18 protein-coding genes are annotated in these 19890 nt (G+C 49.3%); 17 read left to right on the plus strand and 1 reads right to left on the minus strand.

Going from position 1 to position 19890, the window contains the following annotated elements:
• The first annotated feature begins 24 nt into the window (after positions 1-24).
• The 11 genes from ABE504_RS15425 to ABE504_RS15475 all read left to right on the plus strand — a co-directional run bounded on the left by ABE504_RS15425 (position 25) and on the right by ABE504_RS15475 (position 11898).
• Positions 25-819, plus strand: coding sequence for a TIGR00282 family metallophosphoesterase (locus ABE504_RS15425; RefSeq protein ID WP_430090089.1), 795 nt, complete (start codon positions 25-27; stop codon positions 817-819).
• A 101-nt stretch (positions 820-920) separates the two neighbouring features.
• The gene (locus tag ABE504_RS15430; RefSeq protein ID WP_028558349.1) at positions 921-1181 is read left to right on the plus strand and encodes a stage V sporulation protein S; all 261 of its coding nucleotides are present in this window, start codon (positions 921-923) and stop codon (positions 1179-1181) included.
• A gap of 136 nt (positions 1182-1317) precedes the next feature.
• Positions 1318-2301, plus strand: a complete 984-nt coding sequence (locus ABE504_RS15435) for a dipeptidase (RefSeq protein WP_430090092.1) — start codon at positions 1318-1320, stop codon at positions 2299-2301.
• Positions 2302-2466: 165 nt separating this feature from the next.
• Positions 2467-4215, plus strand: coding sequence for a 2-oxoacid:acceptor oxidoreductase subunit alpha (locus ABE504_RS15440; protein ID WP_430090095.1), 1749 nt, complete (start codon positions 2467-2469; stop codon positions 4213-4215).
• Entirely contained in the window at positions 4203-5069 is an 867-nt protein-coding gene (locus ABE504_RS15445; RefSeq protein ID WP_430090098.1) for a 2-oxoacid:ferredoxin oxidoreductase subunit beta, read from the plus strand. Before ABE504_RS15440 ends, ABE504_RS15445 begins: the two co-directional genes overlap by 13 nt.
• Positions 5070-5165: 96 nt before the next feature.
• Positions 5166-5735 carry a phosphate propanoyltransferase gene (pduL, locus tag ABE504_RS15450; protein WP_430090101.1) on the plus strand — a complete coding sequence of 190 codons (570 nt, stop codon included), beginning with the start codon at positions 5166-5168 and terminating at the stop codon, positions 5733-5735.
• Positions 5736-6096: 361 nt separating this feature from the next.
• A complete protein-coding gene (locus ABE504_RS15455) occupies positions 6097-8364 on the plus strand; it encodes a bifunctional diguanylate cyclase/phosphodiesterase (RefSeq protein ID WP_430090104.1) in 2268 nt (755 codons plus the stop codon).
• A gap of 101 nt (positions 8365-8465) precedes the next feature.
• Complete coding sequence (miaB, locus tag ABE504_RS15460; RefSeq protein WP_430090106.1) at positions 8466-10052, plus strand: tRNA (N6-isopentenyl adenosine(37)-C2)-methylthiotransferase MiaB; 1587 nt, start codon at positions 8466-8468, stop codon at positions 10050-10052.
• A gap of 22 nt (positions 10053-10074) precedes the next feature.
• Complete coding sequence (locus ABE504_RS15465) at positions 10075-10539, plus strand: RicAFT regulatory complex protein RicA family protein (RefSeq protein WP_430090109.1); 465 nt, start codon at positions 10075-10077, stop codon at positions 10537-10539.
• A 151-nt stretch (positions 10540-10690) separates the two neighbouring features.
• Positions 10691-11425, plus strand: coding sequence for a phosphonate ABC transporter ATP-binding protein (locus tag ABE504_RS15470; RefSeq protein ID WP_430090112.1), 735 nt, complete (start codon positions 10691-10693; stop codon positions 11423-11425).
• Positions 11422-11898, plus strand: a complete 477-nt coding sequence (locus tag ABE504_RS15475; protein ID WP_430090115.1) for a low molecular weight protein-tyrosine-phosphatase — start codon at positions 11422-11424, stop codon at positions 11896-11898. The genes ABE504_RS15470 and ABE504_RS15475 overlap by 4 nt, the downstream gene beginning before the upstream one ends.
• 40 nt (positions 11899-11938) lie before the next feature.
• On the opposite strand, the gene ABE504_RS15480 is transcribed toward ABE504_RS15475, so the two are convergent.
• Positions 11939-13183, minus strand: a complete 1245-nt coding sequence (locus tag ABE504_RS15480; protein WP_430090118.1) for an ATP-binding protein — start codon at positions 13181-13183, stop codon at positions 11939-11941.
• Between the two features lie 489 nt (positions 13184-13672).
• Between ABE504_RS15480 and ABE504_RS15485 the strand changes: the two genes are divergently transcribed.
• The 6 genes from ABE504_RS15485 (at position 13673) to ABE504_RS15510 (ending at position 19873) form a co-directional block, all read left to right on the plus strand.
• The gene (locus ABE504_RS15485; protein WP_430090121.1) at positions 13673-14677 is read left to right on the plus strand and encodes a 2-oxoacid:acceptor oxidoreductase family protein; all 1005 of its coding nucleotides are present in this window, start codon (positions 13673-13675) and stop codon (positions 14675-14677) included.
• A 39-nt stretch (positions 14678-14716) separates the two neighbouring features.
• Positions 14717-17020: a thiamine pyrophosphate-dependent enzyme gene (locus ABE504_RS15490; protein ID WP_430090124.1), complete on the plus strand. Its 2304-nt coding sequence runs from the start codon at positions 14717-14719 to the stop codon at positions 17018-17020.
• 60 nt (positions 17021-17080) lie between these two features.
• Positions 17081-17362, plus strand: a complete 282-nt coding sequence (locus ABE504_RS15495; RefSeq protein WP_430090127.1) for a hypothetical protein — start codon at positions 17081-17083, stop codon at positions 17360-17362.
• Between the two features lie 195 nt (positions 17363-17557).
• Positions 17558-18511 (plus strand): C40 family peptidase, encoded by a 954-nt coding sequence (locus tag ABE504_RS15500; protein ID WP_430090130.1) that lies wholly within the window; start codon positions 17558-17560, stop codon positions 18509-18511.
• 114 nt (positions 18512-18625) lie between these two features.
• Positions 18626-19219, plus strand: coding sequence for a ribonuclease H-like YkuK family protein (locus ABE504_RS15505; protein ID WP_430090133.1), 594 nt, complete (start codon positions 18626-18628; stop codon positions 19217-19219).
• Between the two features lie 147 nt (positions 19220-19366).
• On the plus strand, positions 19367-19873 hold the full coding sequence (locus tag ABE504_RS15510; RefSeq protein WP_430090136.1) for an ADP-heptose synthase: 507 nt from the start codon (positions 19367-19369) through the stop codon (positions 19871-19873).
• The last annotated feature ends 17 nt before the right edge of the window (positions 19874-19890 follow it).

Consider the following 19890-nt stretch of genomic DNA (forward strand, 5'->3'; position numbering starts at 1 on the left):
ACTAAAGGAGTTAACCAAGACGTTATGAGAATTGTATTTATCGGAGACATTGTTGGATCAGTAGGAAGAAAAGCGCTCAAGAATATGATGCCGCGGCTAAAACAGAAGTACCCTAATGCGGTCTTTATTGCCAATGGAGAGAACGCGGCGGCGGGCAAAGGCATCACCTCTGCGATTGCCAAAGAGATCTATGAGATGGGGATTCAGGCGATGACGATGGGGAATCACACATGGGATCAGAAAGAGATTTTTGATTTCATCGATCGCGACGATAAAATGGTGCGTCCTGCGAACTTTCCGCCGGGGACGCCTGGGAGAGGCCACACAGTTATTAAGGTGAAGGATCAGGAGATTTTGATCATTAATCTACAGGGTAGAACCTTCTTGCCGCCGATCGATTGCCCGTTCCGGAAAGTCGATGAGATTCTGGATCAAGATAAAAAGAAACACAAATTCGTATTCGTTGATTTTCATGCGGAAGCGACCTCAGAGAAGATCGCCATGGGCTGGCACCTGGACGGCCGCGTGTCTGCCGTGGTGGGGACGCATACGCACGTCCAGACGAACGACAACCGTGTTCTGCCTGGCGGTACGGCTTACGTGACCGATGTGGGCATGGTAGGGCCGCGTGACGGCATTCTTGGCGTTGAGCGTAATGCCGTGCTGCAGAAGTTTAAGACGCAGCTCCCCGTTCGTTTTGTGACGGATGAGGGGAAATGGCATTTCCATGCGGTAGCGATTGAACTGAACGACGATACCGGTATGGCGAAGGATATTCAGCTCATCCGTTATGATGAAGATCATGTTTTTTTCGAATAAGTGATGGATAGATAAGATATGGATAAAGTAGCATGTTTAGTCAAGCTCGAGAATATGATGGGTAATGGAATCTAACCATCATTCCCGAGGAGGTACTATTCATGGATGTATTAAAAGTTTCAGCAAAATCTAATCCAAACTCCGTAGCAGGTGCGTTGGCGGGCGTTTTGCGCGAGCGTGGAGCAGCTGAGCTTCAAGCGATTGGCGCAGGCGCGTTAAACCAAGCTATCAAAGCAGTAGCGATCGCAAGAGGGTTTGTCGCACCTAGCGGAGTCGACTTAATTTGTGTACCGGCCTTTACGGATATTGTGATTGATGGCGAGGACCGTACCGCGATTAAATTGATTGTCGAGCCGCGATGACTCTTCTTCTACATATAAGAGATGCGCAGTAGATAGCCTGATGACCTGCAAGGGATTGAATCGTATACACACGCAAATGAAACCTCTGTTATAGAGGTTTTTGTGTTGTTTGGACATCGATAAGGAGGCGGGTAAGATGAGAGTCGTGGATGCTCACTGTGATGCCCTGACCAAGCTGGCACTTAACGAGAGGTTGGATTTTGATAGAGAACAAGAGGAACTGGACGTCTGCTATCCAAGACTTCGCCAAGCCGGCGTGAAAGTCCAGCTGTTTGCCATGTATTTGTCGGAGTCGATTCGAAACCCGGGCTTTGATCATATTTTACGTATGATAGATGTCTTTTATCGAAAAATCGCGCGTCACCCGCATATGCAGGTCATTCGTACGTCTGAGGATTGGCTGGAAGTAGAGACGTCATCCAAGATAGGGGCTATGCTTACCTTGGAAGGGTTGGATGCGCTAGGGGGCAATTTGACTTATATCCGGCTGCTTCACGAGATGGGCGTAAGAGCGATCGGACTGACGTGGAACTATGCAAATTGGGCGGCTGACGGCGTCATGGAGCCGCGAAACGGCGGATTCACAAGAAAAGGAAGAGGGATGTTAAAAGAATTAGAAACTTTGGGCATAATAGTCGATGTATCTCATCTCTCTGTCGCCGCTTTTTGGGAGCTGACGAACGTATATCCAAAGCCTTTCATAGCTTCACATTCCAATACGCAGGCCCATTGCGCTCATCCAAGAAATTTATCGGATGACCAGATCAAAGCTATCATCGCATGTAAGGGAATGATGGGTCTCACGTTCGTGCCTTACTTTGTGGAGAGCGGGAAAGAGCGTGTCCCGATTTCTGCGCTGCTGAATCACATCGATCATGTGTGTGCACTTGGAGGAGAGCAGCATGTAGGCTTTGGCTCCGACTTTGACGGGATTGAGCAGTGGATGGTAAATCTTCGGCACACCGGCAATTACGCAAATATTCGGGAAGCGTTAAGTAAAAGCTATACGGAGACCCAGGTTGAATCGTTTTTGTACGGAAATTGGCGCCGTTTTATGGTCGCTAACCTTCCGAGATGCAAAAAAGCCGATCAATCTAACTTTGATATGGATACAATCTAAAAAAGCTATCTTTGAAATGGTTGAAAACACTTGCATTTTAGTTAGCGAAGGCATAGAATTTGTGTGATGGTGAAAGGAAATTTTTATTGATCTTCTTTACTTACTATAGGAATGGTGTAGTTCAAGTGTCTTCATGCAGCTACAATCAAAAGGAGTGGACGTACGGTGATTAGTCAGTTATCTTGGAAAATCGGAGGTCAGCAGGGGGAAGGGGTCGAATCAACAGACCGTATTTTCTCTACTGCATTGAACCGTCTCGGTTATTATTTGTATGGGTACCGTCATTTCTCTTCGCGGATTAAGGGGGGGCATACAAATAACAAGATTCGCATCAGCACCAAACCGATTCGCGCAATTTCAGATGATTTGGACATTCTGGTAGCTTTCGACCAAGAAAGTATCGATTTCAATGCACATGAGCTTCGTGACAATGGTGTCATCGTTGCGGATGCTAAATTTAACCCGGTATTGCCGGAAGGTATTAAAGCTAGACTATTTCCTGTGCCGATTACGGCAATTGCGGAGGAATTAGGTACTTCCCTATTTAAGAACATGGCTGCGTCAGGCGCTTCTTGGGCTTTGCTTGGTTTGCCGCTTGACGTGTTTAATAAAGCAGTAGAAGAAGAGTTCGGCCGTAAAGGCGCAGCAGTTGTTGAGAAAAACATCGAGGCTGTCCGTAAAGGTGCTGAATCCGTATTGGAACTTGCTGGCGGACCTATCGCTGACTTCCAATTGGAACCGGCTGACGGCAAACAAAAGCTGTTCATGATCGGTAACGATGCGATCGCGCTTGGAGCTGTAGCTGCAGGTTGCCGTTTCATGCCTGCTTATCCGATTACACCTGCTTCCGAGGTTATGGAATACTTGATCAAAGCTCTTCCTAAATTCGGCGGTACAGTTATTCAAACCGAAGACGAAATCGCAGCTTGCACCATGGCAATCGGCGCAAACTACGCTGGCGCTCGTGCACTGACAGCTTCCGCGGGTCCTGGTCTTTCCTTGATGATGGAAGCGATCGGCCTTGCCGGTATGACAGAAACGCCGGTTGTTATCGTGGATACGCAGCGCGGTGGTCCAAGTACAGGTCTTCCTACGAAACAAGAACAATCCGACTTGAACGCAATGGTATACGGAACACACGGTGAAATTCCAAAAATCGTTCTTTCCCCAAGCACGATCGAAGAGTGCTTCTATGATACGATCGAAGCGTTCAACTTGGCTGAGCAATACCAATGCCCGGTTATTTTGATGACGGACCTTCAACTTTCCTTGGGTAAACAATCCGCAGAAATGCTGGACTACAACCGTATCGTGATCGATCGCGGCGCCCTGGTGACAGAAGCGCCTGAGCTAGAAGCGAATCAACTTTTCAAACGTTACGAATTTACAGCTAACGGCGTTTCGCCGCGTGTAATTCCAGGCGTGAAACATGGTCTGCACCATGTAACAGGCGTTGAGCACGACCAAACAGGCCGTCCGTCCGAGAGCACGGATAACCGTCAAAAAATGATGGATAAACGTCTTGAGAAGCTGAAACACATCCAAGTGACGGATGCCGTTAAAGTGGATGCTCCGAACGAAAACCCAGACATTTTGATCATTGGTATGGGTTCCACCGGCGGTACAATTGATGAAGCTAGAAGCCGCGTTGCAGCAGAAGGCATTACAACCAACCATGCGACCGTTCGTTTGATTCACCCGTTCCCAGCTGAACAATTGCGACCATATGTTGAGAAAGCGAAGACAGTTATCGTTGTCGAAAACAATGCAACAGGTCAACTCGCTGATCAAATTAAACTGCATGTCGGTCATGCAGATAAAATCAAGAACATGCTGAAATACAACGGCAATCCGTTCTTGCCAGCAGAAATTGAACAAAAAATTAAGGAGTTGACCCTAGCATGGCAACGTTAAAAGATTTTCGCAACAATGTGAAGCCGAACTGGTGTCCAGGATGCGGAGACTTCTCCGTACAAGCGGCGATTCAAAGAGCAGCAGCAAATGTTGGTCTGGAGCCTGAGGGCTTGGCAATCGTTTCCGGTATCGGTTGCTCCGGTCGTATTTCCGGTTACATCAATGCGTACGGTTTCCACGGTATTCACGGAAGATCTCTGCCAATCGCACAAGGCGTGAAAATGGCGAATCGCGAATTGACAGTTATCGCATCCGGCGGTGACGGTGACGGCTTCGCGATCGGTATGGGTCACACGGTTCACGCCATTCGTCGTAACATTGACATCACTTACATCGTAATGGATAACCAAATCTACGGTTTGACAAAAGGCCAAGCATCCCCACGTAGTGCGGAAGGCTTCAAAACGAAAAGTACACCGCAAGGAACGATCGAATCTGCGATTTCCCCGTTGGAAGTTGCGATGGCGGCAGGCGCGACATTCGTAGCGCAATCGTTCTCGAGCAACCTGAAACAACTGACTGCGGTTATTGAAGCAGGTCTGAACCACAAAGGCTTCTCCTTGATCAACGTATTCTCGCCTTGCGTAACGTTCAACAAAGTAAACACATACGACTGGTTCAAAGAGAACATCGTTGATTTGGATGAAATCCCTGACTACGATCCTACGAACCGCGTCATGGCGATGACGAAAATCATGGAAACGAACTCCATGCTGACAGGCATCATCTACGAAAACAAAGATAAGAAGAGCTATGAAGCTTCCGTTCCGAACTTCTCTGAAGTGGGTCTTGCCAACCAAGATCTGAAAATTTCCGAAGCGGATTTCAGTAAAATGCTGAAAGAATTTATCTAATTGCACACATACCACAAGAGGCATATGGAGAATTCCGTATGCCTCTTTCTTTAACCGCTATACGGTTGATGAAGATATAAAGGAAGGATGATCGCCATGAAGTTGATTCCAATCGGGGTTTCGGCAAGACATATTCATCTTACAGATGAGCATGTGGAACAATTATTCGGACAAGGCGCCGAGTTGACCGTATTCAAGCCGTTGTCACAGCCTGGACAGTATGCGGCCAATGAAACAGTAGCCATCGTAGGACCGAAAGGCCGCTTCGATAAAGTGAGAATTCTCGGTCCAGTGCGGCCTAGCACGCAAATCGAAGTTTCGCGCACGGATGCCTTTGCTTTGGGTATTCAGCCTCCCGTAAGAGAATCCGGCAACATCGTCGATACGCCGGGCCTTCGAGTCATTGGGCCTAAAGGTGAAATCGAACTGGACAAAGGGGTGATTGTCGCGGCAAGACATATTCACTTTCATACGTCCGATGCTGAACGCTGGGATATTCAGGACAAGCAATTGCTTCGGGTGAGAGTGGGCGGCGAAAGACCGTTGGTGTTTGAAGACGTCATTGCACGCGTATCCGATCAATTTGCGCTTGATTTTCATATCGATACGGATGAAGGCAATGCGGCAGGAGTTAAAACCGGAGATCAAGCGGAATTGCTGAGATAGATAGTTAACAACATTAATTATCAGGAAACAGGAAGCATCTCAAATTCGCATGCGATGATGAGGTGCTTTTTTTGCGCGCGAGCAGGGGGTTCTATGAAAATAGTTCTTTAGCAATTTTGAGGCATTCATGATAGAATAAGGCAAATAAGAACGCCAAAACCACCCAAATTACGACAATACTCGCGTCATTAAAGGAGATTGCCTGATGGACATACTAGCAAGTACATATTATTTACCTTTGGTACTTTTTTCGATCCTGATCGCGATTGTCGCATCGTTCGCAGCGTTAGACTTGGGAATTCGGATCCATCGAGCCAAGGGTTACGCACGATACCTGTGGGTGTCAGGAGGCTCTTTTGCCATGGGGATGGGCATCTGGTCGATGCATTTTATTGCCATGCTCGCCTTTCATTTGTCGATCCCTGTCTCGTATAACATAGCTATTGTGATCAAATCTATTATCCCGGCTATCTTGGCTTCGTGGCTGGCCCTGCATTTAATAAGCAAGCCGACGATGCGCGTATCGCAAGTGTTCGTTGGTGCAACGTTGATTGCAACTGGCATTGTCTCTATGCATTATGTCGGCATGGACGCTATGGTGATGGGCGCGACGATTACCTATAATCCGTTTCTGTGGGTGCTTTCCGCGATTGTCGCATATGTCGTATCCCTGGCGGCACTTTATTTACTGTATAAAGTGAAGCAGCAATCGGATTTGCCAGGCATTTTTTTGAAAAAACTCGGCAGCGCCGTTGTAATGGGCCTTGCTGTCGTCGGCATGCATTATACAGGCATGTCCGCGGCAACATTTCGTCAGCATGCTCATGAGGTCATGGCGGGGAGCACAATCGACAATACCCTCTTGGCCTATTTAGTTGGCTTCGGTGTATTATTTATATTAGGTGTGGCCTTCATCAGCACCTTTATCGATCGCCGGTTTGAATCCCAATCGCTTATGTCGGAACGTAAGTTCCACGCCGTTGTGGAATCCGCAAACGATGCGATTATTTTGACGGACAATCAAGGTACTATCATTTCGTGGAATAAAGGTGCGCATGCCATTTTCGGCTATGAGGAGTCTAACATTATGGGAAAGAGTCTCCTGACGATTATTTCCTTTGGCGACCAAGGGGAACAGGAGCAGCTAATTTCCATGCGATTGAAGTCGGCCCAGCTGATGGGGAAAACCTGTGAAGTACAAGGGATTCGCAAAGATAAAGCTTTAATCCCGATCGAGCTCTCAATCGGCCTCTGGATGGATGAAGGAAAAACGTATTTTAGCTGCATCATGCGTGACATCTCGGAACGCAAGCAGGCGGAAGAGAAAATTAATCAAATGGTCTATCTTGACCCTTTGACAGGACTCCCGAATCGTCATTTGCTCAATGATCGTTTAATTCATGCCTTGGATCAGGCGCAAGAAAATAAGCAGATGATCGGCATCATGTTTATCGATTTGGATCGGTTCAAATATATTAACGACTCGTTGGGGCATGCAACAGGGGATAAATTACTGATCGAAGCGGCAAAACGTTTTCAAGATTGTGTTAGTAAATTTGAAACGGTCTCACGCCAAGGCGGGGATGAATTTATTATTTTGTTCCCCAACACAACGACAGACGAGATTACCAAAAAAGCGCGTACCATTATTCGCGCCTTTGCGCAATCATTTTCCATTGACGATAACGAACTGTTTGTTACACCGTCTGTCGGCATCAGCATGTACCCGGGGGATGGCAGCGATCTGGATACGCTGATTAAAAACGCGGATACCGCGATGTATCGGGTCAAAGAGCTGGGCAAAAATAGTTTTCAATTCTATACGCCGGATATGAACGATGCTGTCTCCAAGAAGATGCAGCTGGAAATCGGGCTTCGCAAGGCGCTGGAACGGGGAGAATTCCAAGTGTATTATCAGCCGCAGATCGATGTGGCAACCGGCGGCATTATTGGCGTCGAGGCGCTCATTCGTTGGCAGCACCCGGAGCTTGGACAAATATCGCCAGTTGAGTTTATCCCGATGGCTGAAGAAACCGGATTGATTATCCCTATCGGGGAGTGGGTGTTGAAAGAGGCGTGCCGCCAAAATAAAAAGTGGCAGGAACAAGGCTTTCTGCCGATCCGTATGGCTGTCAACATCTCGTCGCGTCAGTTCCAGCAGAGCAACTTGATTGAAGTCGTAAGCCAGACGTTGAGCGAGACAGGACTCGATCCGAAATATCTGGAGCTTGAGTTGACGGAAAGCATCATCCAAGATTCCAAATTTGCCATTTCCACGATGCAAAAGCTGAAGGATATGGGAATCTTTTTGTCCATCGACGATTTTGGAACTGGCTATTCTTCGCTGAGCTATTTAAAATTGTTTCCCATTGACAGCTTGAAAATCGACCAATCGTTTACACGCAACATGTTTGAAAATGTTAAGGATGCCGCACTTGTTCATACGATCATTTCAATGGCGCATAATCTGGATCTCAAAGTGATTGCAGAAGGCGTTGAAACACAGGATCAACTGGCGTTTCTGGTGGAAAAGCAGTGCAATGAAGCGCAGGGCTATTTATTCAGCAGGCCGCAGAATGCCGAGCACATTTCGGCACTCTTAAGAGATCGATTATCGTTTTCCCGATGACATGGCATGATGGATATATCTCACTCATCTATGTTATAATGTTGTATTGGATTATCAACGATAGGATGAACTAGATTGAAATAAAGGGAAGTGAATTCAACATGTCACAGGAGAACCGGAATACATCGGACTTAAAATCCGACAAGGTGAAGGACTACTCCAAATACTTTGACTTCTCGGATGCGAAATTGATTAGTCAAGAAGAAGGCAAGACGACTTATCGCATTAAAGGGCGCAATATTCAGATCAATGCGGCCCCAAGTTATCGCGATGAGAAGCAGCGGGGGAAAGAGGACGTTCAGGTCCATTACGATTTTGCAATTCCGGACGATATGCAGGAATTTGGCCAAGGCAAGTATTATCTCATTGCTACGTATGGCTGCCAAATGAACGAGCACGATACGGAAGTCATGCGCGGCCTATTCGAGCAGATGGGCTACCAATCGACGGAAGATAAGCATGTGGCCGATGTGATTCTTTTAAATACATGTGCGATTCGTGAAAATGCGGAGGACAAGGTGTTCGGCGAGCTTGGGCACCTCAAGGCGTTGAAAGCGGAGAAGCCGGATCTGGTTCTTGGGGTATGCGGCTGCATGTCCCAGGAGGAAGCGGTCGTCAATCGAATTATGCAGAAGCACCCGTTCGTCGATATGATTTTCGGGACTCACAATATTCATCGCCTCCCTGTGCTCCTCAAGGACGCATACTTCAACAAGGAAATGGTCGTTGAGGTGTGGTCGAAGGAAGGCGACATTATTGAAAATCTGCCGAAGAAACGCGAAGGCATCCGCGCTTGGGTCAATATTATGTACGGCTGCGATAAGTTCTGCACGTACTGTATCGTTCCGTATACCCGCGGGAAAGAGCGCAGCCGCAGACCGCAGGACGTTCTGGCGGAAGTGCGGGAACTGGCGCGACAAGGTTTTCAAGAGATTACGCTGCTTGGACAAAACGTCAATGCTTACGGCAAAGACTTTGAAGATATAGCCTACACGTTCGGCGATTTGATGGATGATATCCGAAAGATCGATGTGCCGCGCATTCGCTTCACGACTTCGCATCCGCGCGATTTTGACGATCACCTGGTTGAAGTGTTGGGCAAAGGTGGCAATCTCGTCGAGCATATACACCTCCCTGTGCAGGCCGGTAATACCGAGGTGCTGAAGCGGATGAGCAGAAAGTACTCGCGCGAGCAATATTTGGAGCTTGTTCGCAAGATCAAAGCTACAGTTCCGAACGCGGTATTGACAACCGATATTATCGTTGGGTTTCCGGGGGAAACAGCGGAACAGTTCGAAGATACGCTTTCGCTGTACGATGAAGTTGGCTTTGATTTTGCCTTCACATTCATCTATTCTCCACGCGAAGGAACGCCTGCGGCAGGCATGGAAGACAACGTCTCCATGGAAGAGAAGAAGCATCGGCTGTACCGCCTCAATGAGCTGGTGAACAAGCACAGTAAGCTGAGTAATGAGCGCTTGCTGGATACGGTAGTTGAAGTGTTGGTCGAAGGCGAGAGCCGTACGAACGCGGATGTGTTGGCCGGTCGTACGCGGTCGAATAAGCTGATTCATTTTACAGGCGATAAATCCCTCGTCGGGAAGATGGTCAATGTGCAAGTTACTCACGCGCAAACGTGGATCTTAAAAGGCGAAATCGTTGCGCAGCCTATACAGATGTCTATTTAATTGAACAGGAGTGTGTCCCTTCATGTCCCACTGTGATCATGACCATAACGATAGCCAACCTCATAAATACGATATTCCCGAGTTTACAAATACGGAAATGATCGTACGCGAGGACATTCTGGTGAAAGCGAAAGAATTGGCGAATCTGCTGACGACGTCAAACGAGGTGCAGTTCTATCAAAAGGCGGAGAAGCAGATTGCTATCAACACTGAGATTCAAACGCTGATCTCTTCGATTAAGAAGAAGCAAAAAGAGATTGTGGCTTTCGAAACGTTCCAAAACGAGAAAATGGTTAAAAAAATTGAAGGTGAAATCGAGCAGCTGCAAGATCAATTGGATGAAATTCCGATTGTCAGCGAGTTTAAGCAGACGCAAGAGGACATTAATTACTTGCTTCAACTCGTCATGTCAGTTGTGCGTGATACGATTTCCGAGAAAATTAATGTAGAAGCCGGAGCGACGGAAGCTCCGAGTTCTTGCGACTAGAATCAAGCAGGAGACAGCCAAATCGCCCTCAGCGCAGGCCATAGCACTTGATCTGAGCGGCGATTTTTTGCAAGCTAAGGAGACTTTCCCAAATAAAGTACCGCTAATTTCGGAAAGCTCCCTAGAGTAGCTTACACGGAGGAGAGTTGAGATGCTGACCGTTCGTAATTTAAGTAAAATTTTCCCGCCGGATATTGGGGTACTGTCACAAATCAGCTTTCAAGTCGATCCAGGGGAGTTCATCGCCGTCATCGGCAGCAGCGGAAGTGGGAAAACGACCTTGCTGCGCTGCATTAGCCATCAGGAAAAATGGACAACGGGTCAATTGATTTACCAATCGAAGGATATTACAAAACCGAATCTTTGGGAACGCTTCAAACTGGGCAAAGACTTCGCGTACCTGGAAGAGAAGCCGGTACTCAACCGAAATAAAAGCGCTGTCAAGAACGTGCTGAGCGGCAAAATCTATAAAGCACCACTGCGGATTCTAGCCGGGCTTACCTCGCGCGACGAGCATGTCGACAGCATGGACTACCTCCAAAAAGTTGGGCTTTTGGATAAAGGCGAGCGTAAAGTCGGGGAGCTTAGCGGTGGGGAGCGGCAGCGCGTGGCGATTGCGAAAGCGCTGATTCTTGGGCCCAAGGTGCTGGTCGCCGATGAACCGGTTTCCGGACTGGACCCCAAGTCGACGGAATACATTTTGCAGGATTTGAAAGCGTTGTGTAAGGATCGCAGTATGAGCGTCATTGCCACGCTGCATAATGTTGAGCTCGCGGAACGCTACGCTACACGGATTTGGGGCGTTTCCGAAGGGAAAATTGTGCTGGATATTCCGGCAAGACCGCTTTCTTTGAAAGAAAAAATGCTCGTGTTCGGAGCAATATGATCAAGGTCTTATTCGTGTGCTTGGGTAATATTTGCCGCTCGCCGATGGCGGAAGCCGTGTTTCGCCATCAGGTTCAGGCCGCCGGGCTGGAGCAGCAGATTGAGATCGACTCGGCAGGGACGGGCGATTGGCATATCGGTCACCCCCCTCACCAGGGGACGTGCGCCATTTTGGACCAGTATGCGATCAGCTACGCGGGAATGAAAGCCAGGCAGGTGCGCAGCGATGACTTCACCTCGTTCACATATATCATTGCGATGGATGAGAGCAACGTGCGGAATTTATCGGCGTTTGCTCCGAAAGGGCAAGGAACGGCGTCTATTCACAAGCTGCTGGATTTTGCACCGAATCGCAGCGTAAAGGACGTGCCTGACCCGTATTATACGGGGAATTTTCAAGAAGTGTATGAGATGGTGGAGGATAGCTGTATACGGCTCCTCGATCATATTGTGCGTGAGCACCGATTGGCGTAGAAATAAAGAAGGACAGGCCCTAACGGCTTGTCCTTTTTTCTTACTTAAGTTGAAACAAAATGGAACAATTGGTACCCTGGTTGAGGGAGCTGGAGAAGGAAATTTTGCCGTTCATCTTGCGAATGAGACTCATGACGACGACGAGGCCGAGACCAGTCCCGTTTTCTTTGGTGGTATAAAAAGGTTTGCCTAATGATTTCAATTGTTTACTCGACATGCCGATGCCGGTGTCCATAATGGAGATTTGCACGGTATTCGCATACTTGAGCGTTCGCAGGGATAACGTGCCGCCGGTAGGCATGGATTCGATCGCATTCTTAATGAGGTTAATTAAGCATTGCCGCAGCTTCTGGGATTCGCCAAGAATATAAAGCGGGGCGTCGTACTCATGTGAAATAGCGATGCTCACATTGGCGTCGTTCGCGTAAGGCATCATGAACCGGACGGTGGATTCAAGCTCTTCGCGAATATCCAGCTGCTCCCGGAGCGAGGCGGCCGGCTTGGCGTAGTTCAGAAACTCTTCCAATAGGGAAGTTGCTTGCTCGACACCAGAGATCGCTTGTTCTGCATATCTCTTCTGTTCAAAGGTAAGTTCGGGTTGAGCCAGCAGCTGCAAAAACCCGCGCGTTGTCGTTAGGGAGTTGCGGATTTCATGCGAGATTGCGGCGGAAGATTCAGCCAGCATACGGTTTTTTTCAAGATCGAGAAGATGCTGCCGTTGCACCTTGTATCTGTGAACACTTTCGAGCAAAGCGACCATGATCCATAGCGAGAGCAGGGCAAAGATGATGGTATATTGCACGTACAGGGATGCATAAGATGTCAGGTAGGCCGAAAATGGCGCATACAAGAGCTGATAGACTAGCATGATGCAAGTGGCATAGCTGATTTTACGAGGAAAAGAGAGCTTGGTCAGTCGCTTATGCAATAATACCGCGCAAAGGAGTAAGAAACTCGAGCTTAGCAGCGCCGGAACGAATTGATCGCCCAGTACGAACAAGCAACCTGCATTTAAGGCGATCCAAGTCATAAACGTACGCAAAGGTCCCAGCGTCAGCGAAACCATAATGATGGAAACGGGGAGCATTTGCAGCGAATAGACGAATGGATCTACACCGGCAAAGTTCCAATAAAGCAAGCTGAAAAGGAGTAAAATAATGCCAAAGAACAGCTTTAAGCGAAGCGTTCGATTGATGAAATGAGGAGCAAGCACAAGATGCAGGAGCGCTGCGCTCATGAAATACAGCAAACCTTGCAGTTCGCTGCCAATGATGGAGTAAAGCAAGCAGTACCATCCTTTCCACAATTCGACAAAAAGCCTATGATTTCTACATTATCTCATGGAATTTCATCGAATCAAGAGAAAACGACGATTTAATATGCTAAAGATTTGATAAAGTCTTCTGGTCAATCAGAGAGCCACCGCGTATAATAGAAAAAAACACGTTGTGCAAACGTTTACAATATGGCTATCCGAAACCAGGGAGAGATGTGCGATGCGGAGCTACTCACATGTGTGCGGAATTGTATTTAACCCGATTGAAAACGATTATGTAGACGTATGCGAGGAGTGTGAGGGGACCGAGGAGGAAGCGCAGGAGGAGCGAGAAACAGCCAGTTTCTATTTGGGACAGTGTGGATTAATCATGGACTATTTACTTTGAATCGTTTTAAAAAAAGGTTGCTTACCCGCTATTTCTTGTTACAATGAAAATAGATTTACTATTCCTACTTTTCACTCTATATGCAGTTCACTTCTGAAAGGAGACCATGCATGGTAACTTTGCCGAAATTGAACGATCTCGGATTTTTCGAGATAAGACTGGAGTCCATCGGCGGTTTGGGTGCGAATCTGGCCGGGAAGATGCTGGCGGAAGCCGGTGTCGTTGGCGTTGGTTTGAATGGTGTCAGTTTCTCGTCCTACGGGTCGGAGAAGAAAGGATCGCCTGTCAAAGCACACATCCGGTTTTGCGATATGGATACGCAAATCCGGGACACCTCGCCAGTGGAAAGGCCTCATGTCGTTGGAGTTTTTCATGAATCGCTCTCCAAGACTGTAAATGTTATCAGCGGCATCTACGAGGATAGTACCGTACTAGTAAATTCTGACAAGACACCGGACGAGCTTAAGGAGAAAATGAAGCTGCGGGGCGGCACTATCGCGGTTGTCGATGCGATCGCGATTGCGCTCGAGGAGAAAAATCGCGTGAATATGGCCATGCTTGGCGCACTATTCCGGCTTTGCGATTTTCTCGATCCGGAAGTGATGCGCGGCGTCATCCGCAAGTCGCTGGAGAAGAAGTATCCGCTGGCGGTTGCTCCGGCGATTCGCACGTTCGACCGCGGTTACAATGAAGTGCAGTTCCAGACGTACGCGCTGCCGGAAGGCGAGAAGATGCCGGACTTCGTCCGACTCGATACGCCGGTGCTCGGCTATGAAACACAGCCGATCGGAGGCATGGTGGTCAATCCCGGCAACAGTATTTTAAAAGATTTGAGTATTTCCCGTGCGGGGATGATGCCGCATTTCCATGAAGATAAATGCATACACTGCGCGTCCTGTGACAATGTGTGCCCGGATTTTTGTTTTGTGTGGGATGAGCTTCCGGATAAGAAGGGCCGCCCGCAAATGTTCCTTCAAGGCATTGACTATCAATATTGTAAGGGTTGCCTCAAGTGCGTTCAGGCTTGTCCGACCGAAGCGCTTTCCCAAGAACGGGAAGAAGACGGTTACGCGGACGCCAATCGCATGCCTCACCGATTCAATCTGGCTTTGTAAGCTTAGAGAGTAATTAAGGGAGAAGGGTGGAACTGCCGCATGTCTATTGATATTAAGAAGGAATTAGGACAAGCCAAAATCGAGCAGCGTATCGTCTATGAGTCAGGCAACGAGATGGCTGCCTATGCCGCTCATCAAATTAATTATCATGTGATGGGCTACTTTCCGATTTCGCCGTCCACCGAGGTGGCGCAATTCCTGGATTTGATGAAAACGAATGGGCAACACGATATCGTCCTCATTCCCGCAGACGGCGAGCACGGCTCGGCCGGGATCTGCTACGGCGCATCGACGGCAGGCGGCCGCGTGTTCAACGCGACGAGCGCCAATGGTTATTTGTACATGCTTGAACAAATGCCGGTGCAATCCGGTACACGTTTCCCGATGGTGATGAATCTGGTTTGCCGGTCAGTGTCCGGCCCGCTCAACATTCATGGCGACCATTCTGATCTCTATTACGCACTCAATACAGGATGGCCTATCATCATGTGCCGCGATCCGCAAGCTGTTTATGATATGAATATTATGGCAATTAAGTTGGCGGAGGATCCCGCCGTTCGATTGCCGGTGCTAGTCGCGTCGGACGGCTATTTCACGTCCCACCAGAAGCGGCGCGTGCAAACGTTTGCACACCGCGAGGATGTGCACGCGTTCATCGGCGAGCAGCCGCAAGGGTTCCCGGATACGCTCGATCGCAACCATCCGATTACGGTTGGCCCTTATATGAATGAACCGGACTACATTAATAACTGTTATCAGCAGTCGATGGCGATGTACAACGCAGATGAGGTTTACGATCGTATTCAGAAGGAATACGCGGAACTGACCGGGCGCGAGTACCCGATCCTCGAGCTGTACCGTATGGAGGACGCGGAAGTCGCGGTGTTCTTGATGAATTCGGCTTCCGAAATCATCAAGGACGTCGTCGACCAGCTCCGCGCGAAAGGCATTAAAGCCGGATCGATCGCACCGAACATGATCCGCCCGTTCCCGGCGAAGCAGATTGCGGCTGCGCTCGCGAATGTGAAGGCGGTCACGGTCGGCGACCGCGCCGATTCGTATGGCGGCCATGGCGGCAATATGGTCAACGAGATCAAAGCGGCTTTGTTCACCTATGGGAACAAAGACACGCTCGTCATCAGCCGCATCTACGGCCTCGGCGGCAAAGACTTTTATGCCGAGGACGGGCATAACCTGTTCCAGTTCGCGATCGATGCGATGAACGCGGGCAAGGTTGAGGTGCCGTTCGATTACTACGGGCACTCGCCGGGCGATCCATCGAAGGCACCGAAGCGGGTGCTCGAACCGATGAAATATGAGGACTTGAAAACAGGCCTTATTACAGTGACGCCGGATGAGAACACCGGCAAGCTCAATGTGCGGATCCCGCCGCTTCGTTCCTTGACGAAGAAACCGAAGCGCATTGCGCCGGGACATGGCGCATGTCCGGGCTGCGGCATTTTCTCCGGGCTGGAGCTGTTCTTCAAGGGCATCGAGGGCGACATCGTCTCGATCTTCCACACCGGCTGCGCGATGGTTGTCACGACAGGATATCCGTACTCGGCGCATAAAGCGACGTACATTCATAACCTGTTCCAGAACGGCGCAGCGACGCTCTCCGGCGTCGTGGAGATGTTCTGGGAGCGCAAGCGCAGAGGCGAGCTCGATCATCTCGGCCTCAAGGACGATTTCACGTTCGTCATGATTACCGGTGACGGCGGCATGGACATCGGCATGGGCCCGGCGATCGGGGCTGCGCTGCGGAACCACAAAATGATTATCCTCGAGTACGATAATGAAGGTTACATGAACACCGGTGCGCAGCTGTCCTACTCAACGCCGATGGGCCACCGCACGTCGACGTCCAACGTCGGGAAGCACCAGGGCGGCAAGGTGTTCCATCACAAAGACACCGCGCAAATTATGGCGGCGACGCACATCCCGTATGTGTTCACAGGCTCGGAAGCGTACCCGCAAGATCTCGTGAAGAAGGCTGCGAAGGCGCAGTGGTACGCTCAAAACGAAGGGCTCGTCTACGGCAAGATCTTGATCGCTTGTCCGCTCAACTGGCTGTCTGACGACCAGGAAGGCTCCAACATCGTCGGCGCAGCGGTCGATTCCTGTTTCTTCCCGCTCTACGAAGTCGAGCACGGCGTAACGACGTTGACGTACAATCCGGAGGACAAAGGCAAGAAGATTCCGCTCTCCGATTGGCTCAAGACGATGGGCAAGACGAAGCATCTGACGAAGCCGGAGTATGCCGGTTCGTTGCAATCGTTCGAGACGGAAGTGGAGCGTCGCTGGAATCGATTGAAAGCGAAGCACGAGAATCCGTATCTATAACATCAGCGGCACATTCACCCTCGGGTGGATGTGCCTTTCACTTGAAGGGAGAGTGCCTCGATGCCTTACGTACTGCAGCATAAAGAAACGAAGCAAATCTATACGGCTATGCTGGTCAACCACTATGACCTCCCTTATTATGGCGTGAAGTTTTGGCTCGAAGCAGAGGAGGCGGAGCGGGATGCGGCAGCTTTTTTGCAGGCCAAAGGGGTTGTGGACGCGTCATCTTGGACGCTGCTTCACCTGGATGAACGCGAAATGAAGCTGTGCAATGTGAAGTTGAGAAATGATCCGAGGCTAAGCCTCTATTGGCAGACAGACCGCAAACCGGAGGTGCGCTGACTGGAAAATAGTACCGCCTCGTCAATAGGCTGAACGCCGTGTACGCTTGTCCAAGAATCCGTTCCTTTCACCTATATTCGCCTCCGACCCCCGCAATCTATAATTAGGTTACGAAAGAAAAAATTACTATTCACTGATTGCGAAAAAACCATCATCAATGAGTCTGTCCGACGACAGACGACCAGGAGGCAAAACATGAAGAAATGGCTAATGGTTTTCGTAATGGCGCTGTTCACGGTTGTCGGCTTGCTGCCGCAAGGCGGCTATGCGGAGGAGGCGGTAACAACGAAAGGGCAGATTGTGGCGGGCGTCAGTTTTCGGGATGAGCCGAATACGTCGAGCAATGTGATGCGGCTTTTGAAAACGAATGAAATCGTCACGATAACTGACTATGTGTCTGCCAATTGGTATGGCGTACAGGACGCGCAAGGCGTGCAAGGGTATGTATCTACGAACGCGAAATACATAAAAGTGATCAGCAATGCCCAAATCATTTATGGCGTTAACTTTCGGACGCAGCCGTCTACAGACAGTGCTTCCAAAGTCATTCGGATGCTGGCCAAAGGGGAAGACATCCTGATCACGGATAAACTGAACGATAGCTGGTTCAAAATTCAGGATGCGAACGGCACCGTGGGCTACATCAGCGCAGGTTCGAAGTATACGGCGGTGGACTTCTCTATCGCGATGCCGAACTTACCGGTCGCAGAAGCGATAGAAGCAGTAATTGCCGTAGGTCAGCAATATCTTGGTACACCGTATGAGTACGGTTCCCAGCGCAACGATCCGACGACGTTTGATTGCTCTGATTTGATTCAAACGATGTTCTGGCAAGGGCTTCGTGATGTACTACCAGGCGATTCGGCGGCGCAAGGCACGTATGTGCAATCGCTTGGGCCGATCGTCACGGATTGGACGAAGCTGAAGCGCGGCGACCTGCTGTTCTTCTCGGCTTACAAAGGCGCAAAATCGTCTGACTATGACGGAGTGAACATCCTTCAGGAGCCGATCACGCATGTCGGCATCTACCTGGGGAACGGGGAAATGCTGCATACGTACTCGGTGGAATCCGGCGGCGTGCGCATCGATACGATTGATGGGAAGCAGTGGGAGAATCGTTTTTTATACGGCGGATCGGTTTTACGCTAACTTGATGGTTCGATCAGCGCAGGTTTGCCATATACTATAGAAAGAGGCGGGTGCAGCCTTTGCATCCGCCTTTTGCTCATCCATTGACTCTATAGAGAAAGGGAGCGCCTATCTTTGAAACCAGCGACGATGAACCAACCTCTGGAATTCAGGAACACGACGGAAAGTGGGCTTAACCTGGACACGGTGCATGAGCGCATTTTGCATTTTATGCGACTTGACCCGGCAGCGACGTATAAATTCATTATCGGAACGGATTGTCAGGTACATCCAGGGCATACGAAGTTTATCACGGGTGTTGTTATCCAGCGGATGGGGAGAGGAGCGTGGGCGTGCTACCGTCAATATGTCGTGCCCCGCGCGATGTATTCCATCAAGGAAAAGCTTTCGATGGAAACCGCGCTGAGCGAAGAGATTGCGATGTTTTTTGATGAGTCAAAACGGAAGGATATGGAAAATGTTATACTTCCTCATCTCTATCAAGGCGCGACCTTCGATATGTTCATTCACATCGATGCCGGCGATGATGCGGACAAGAACCGGACGGCCAAATTCGTCCAGGAAATGGTCAGACGTGTCGAATCCGTCGGGATGGTGCCGGTGATCAAACCGGATTGCTACGTGGCGTCGGCTTATGCCAACCGGTTTTCCAAGAAACCGGTACGATTGCATTATGAGGAGCGAGATCGGATGGATGGAAGCTTATAGCAGCCTTGGGAGGACCGTCGGCCCAGCAGGTGGAAGCGAACCTGCAGGCTGACGGTTTTGTTTCTTTTTCAGAAGATCCTGAAAGAAGGGTTTCTCTTCCTTAGCAGCGAAATAATGCTAAGTAAGTTGGTACATGGGGGGAATGACATGAGCAAGACGTTTATTATCGAAGCCGTGATGCTGGCGGTGCACGGACAGCTGATGTTGCCCGCGAAGCCGGTCACGTATGTAATTCCGTATACGACGATACAAGAATTATATGAATTGCAAACGAGTACGGTGCCGATTATGTTGGATGAAGAAGATGACGGCTTTGTCAAAACGTTGATCACCGAGCTCATTCAGTTCTTTGAGGAACCGTTCAACAAGAAAAAAATCGAGAAAGCGCTCACCATGCCTTGGGGCAAAAGTCCGCCGCTGCCGATCAACGATAAAGTTACGCTATGTATCGTCAACAGTATTGACAACGAGGCGTATGGCGAGCTGTTCGATCCGATTGAAACCGAGCTGATTATGGCGGGGATTCGGGAGAAGGCGGTGCTGCTCACCGACCAACTGGATTTTATCGACCGTGTCATTAACGGCGGTGTGCCGGTAGAGACGGTGGACGTCGAGGATTTCGACTTTATTCTGGACGACGATCTTCAAGTGTAAAAAGGAGTGGAGATGCC

This window comes from Paenibacillus oryzisoli, assembly GCF_050467285.1.
In the GTDB taxonomy this organism is placed as follows: Bacteria; Bacillota; Bacilli; order Paenibacillales; family NBRC-103111; genus Paenibacillus_E; species Paenibacillus_E oryzisoli_A.

Bases quoted from the DNA above. Each gene is read 5' to 3' on its own strand.
- ABE504_RS15435 (WP_430090092.1), top strand. From the start codon at position 1,318: ATGAGAGTCGTGGATGCTCACTGTGATGCCCTGACCAAGCTGGCACTT.
- ABE504_RS15500 (WP_430090130.1), top strand. From the start codon at position 17,558: ATGAAGAAATGGCTAATGGTTTTCGTAATGGCGCTGTTCACGGTTGTC.
- ABE504_RS15455 (WP_430090104.1), top strand. From the start codon at position 6,097: ATGGGGATGGGCATCTGGTCGATGCATTTTATTGCCATGCTCGCCTTT.
- ABE504_RS15510 (WP_430090136.1), top strand. From the start codon at position 19,367: ATGAGCAAGACGTTTATTATCGAAGCCGTGATGCTGGCGGTGCACGGA.
- miaB (WP_430090106.1), top strand. From the start codon at position 8,466: ATGTCACAGGAGAACCGGAATACATCGGACTTAAAATCCGACAAGGTG.
- pduL (WP_430090101.1), top strand. From the start codon at position 5,166: ATGAAGTTGATTCCAATCGGGGTTTCGGCAAGACATATTCATCTTACA.
- ABE504_RS15485 (WP_430090121.1), top strand. From the start codon at position 13,673: ATGGTAACTTTGCCGAAATTGAACGATCTCGGATTTTTCGAGATAAGA.
- ABE504_RS15430 (WP_028558349.1), top strand. From the start codon at position 921: ATGGATGTATTAAAAGTTTCAGCAAAATCTAATCCAAACTCCGTAGCA.
- ABE504_RS15475 (WP_430090115.1), top strand. From the start codon at position 11,422: ATGATCAAGGTCTTATTCGTGTGCTTGGGTAATATTTGCCGCTCGCCG.
- ABE504_RS15465 (WP_430090109.1), top strand. From the start codon at position 10,075: ATGTCCCACTGTGATCATGACCATAACGATAGCCAACCTCATAAATAC.
- ABE504_RS15470 (WP_430090112.1), top strand. From the start codon at position 10,691: ATGCTGACCGTTCGTAATTTAAGTAAAATTTTCCCGCCGGATATTGGG.
- ABE504_RS15425 (WP_430090089.1), top strand. From the start codon at position 25: ATGAGAATTGTATTTATCGGAGACATTGTTGGATCAGTAGGAAGAAAA.
- ABE504_RS15490 (WP_430090124.1), top strand. From the start codon at position 14,717: ATGTCTATTGATATTAAGAAGGAATTAGGACAAGCCAAAATCGAGCAG.
- ABE504_RS15495 (WP_430090127.1), top strand. From the start codon at position 17,081: ATGCCTTACGTACTGCAGCATAAAGAAACGAAGCAAATCTATACGGCT.
- ABE504_RS15445 (WP_430090098.1), top strand. From the start codon at position 4,203: ATGGCAACGTTAAAAGATTTTCGCAACAATGTGAAGCCGAACTGGTGT.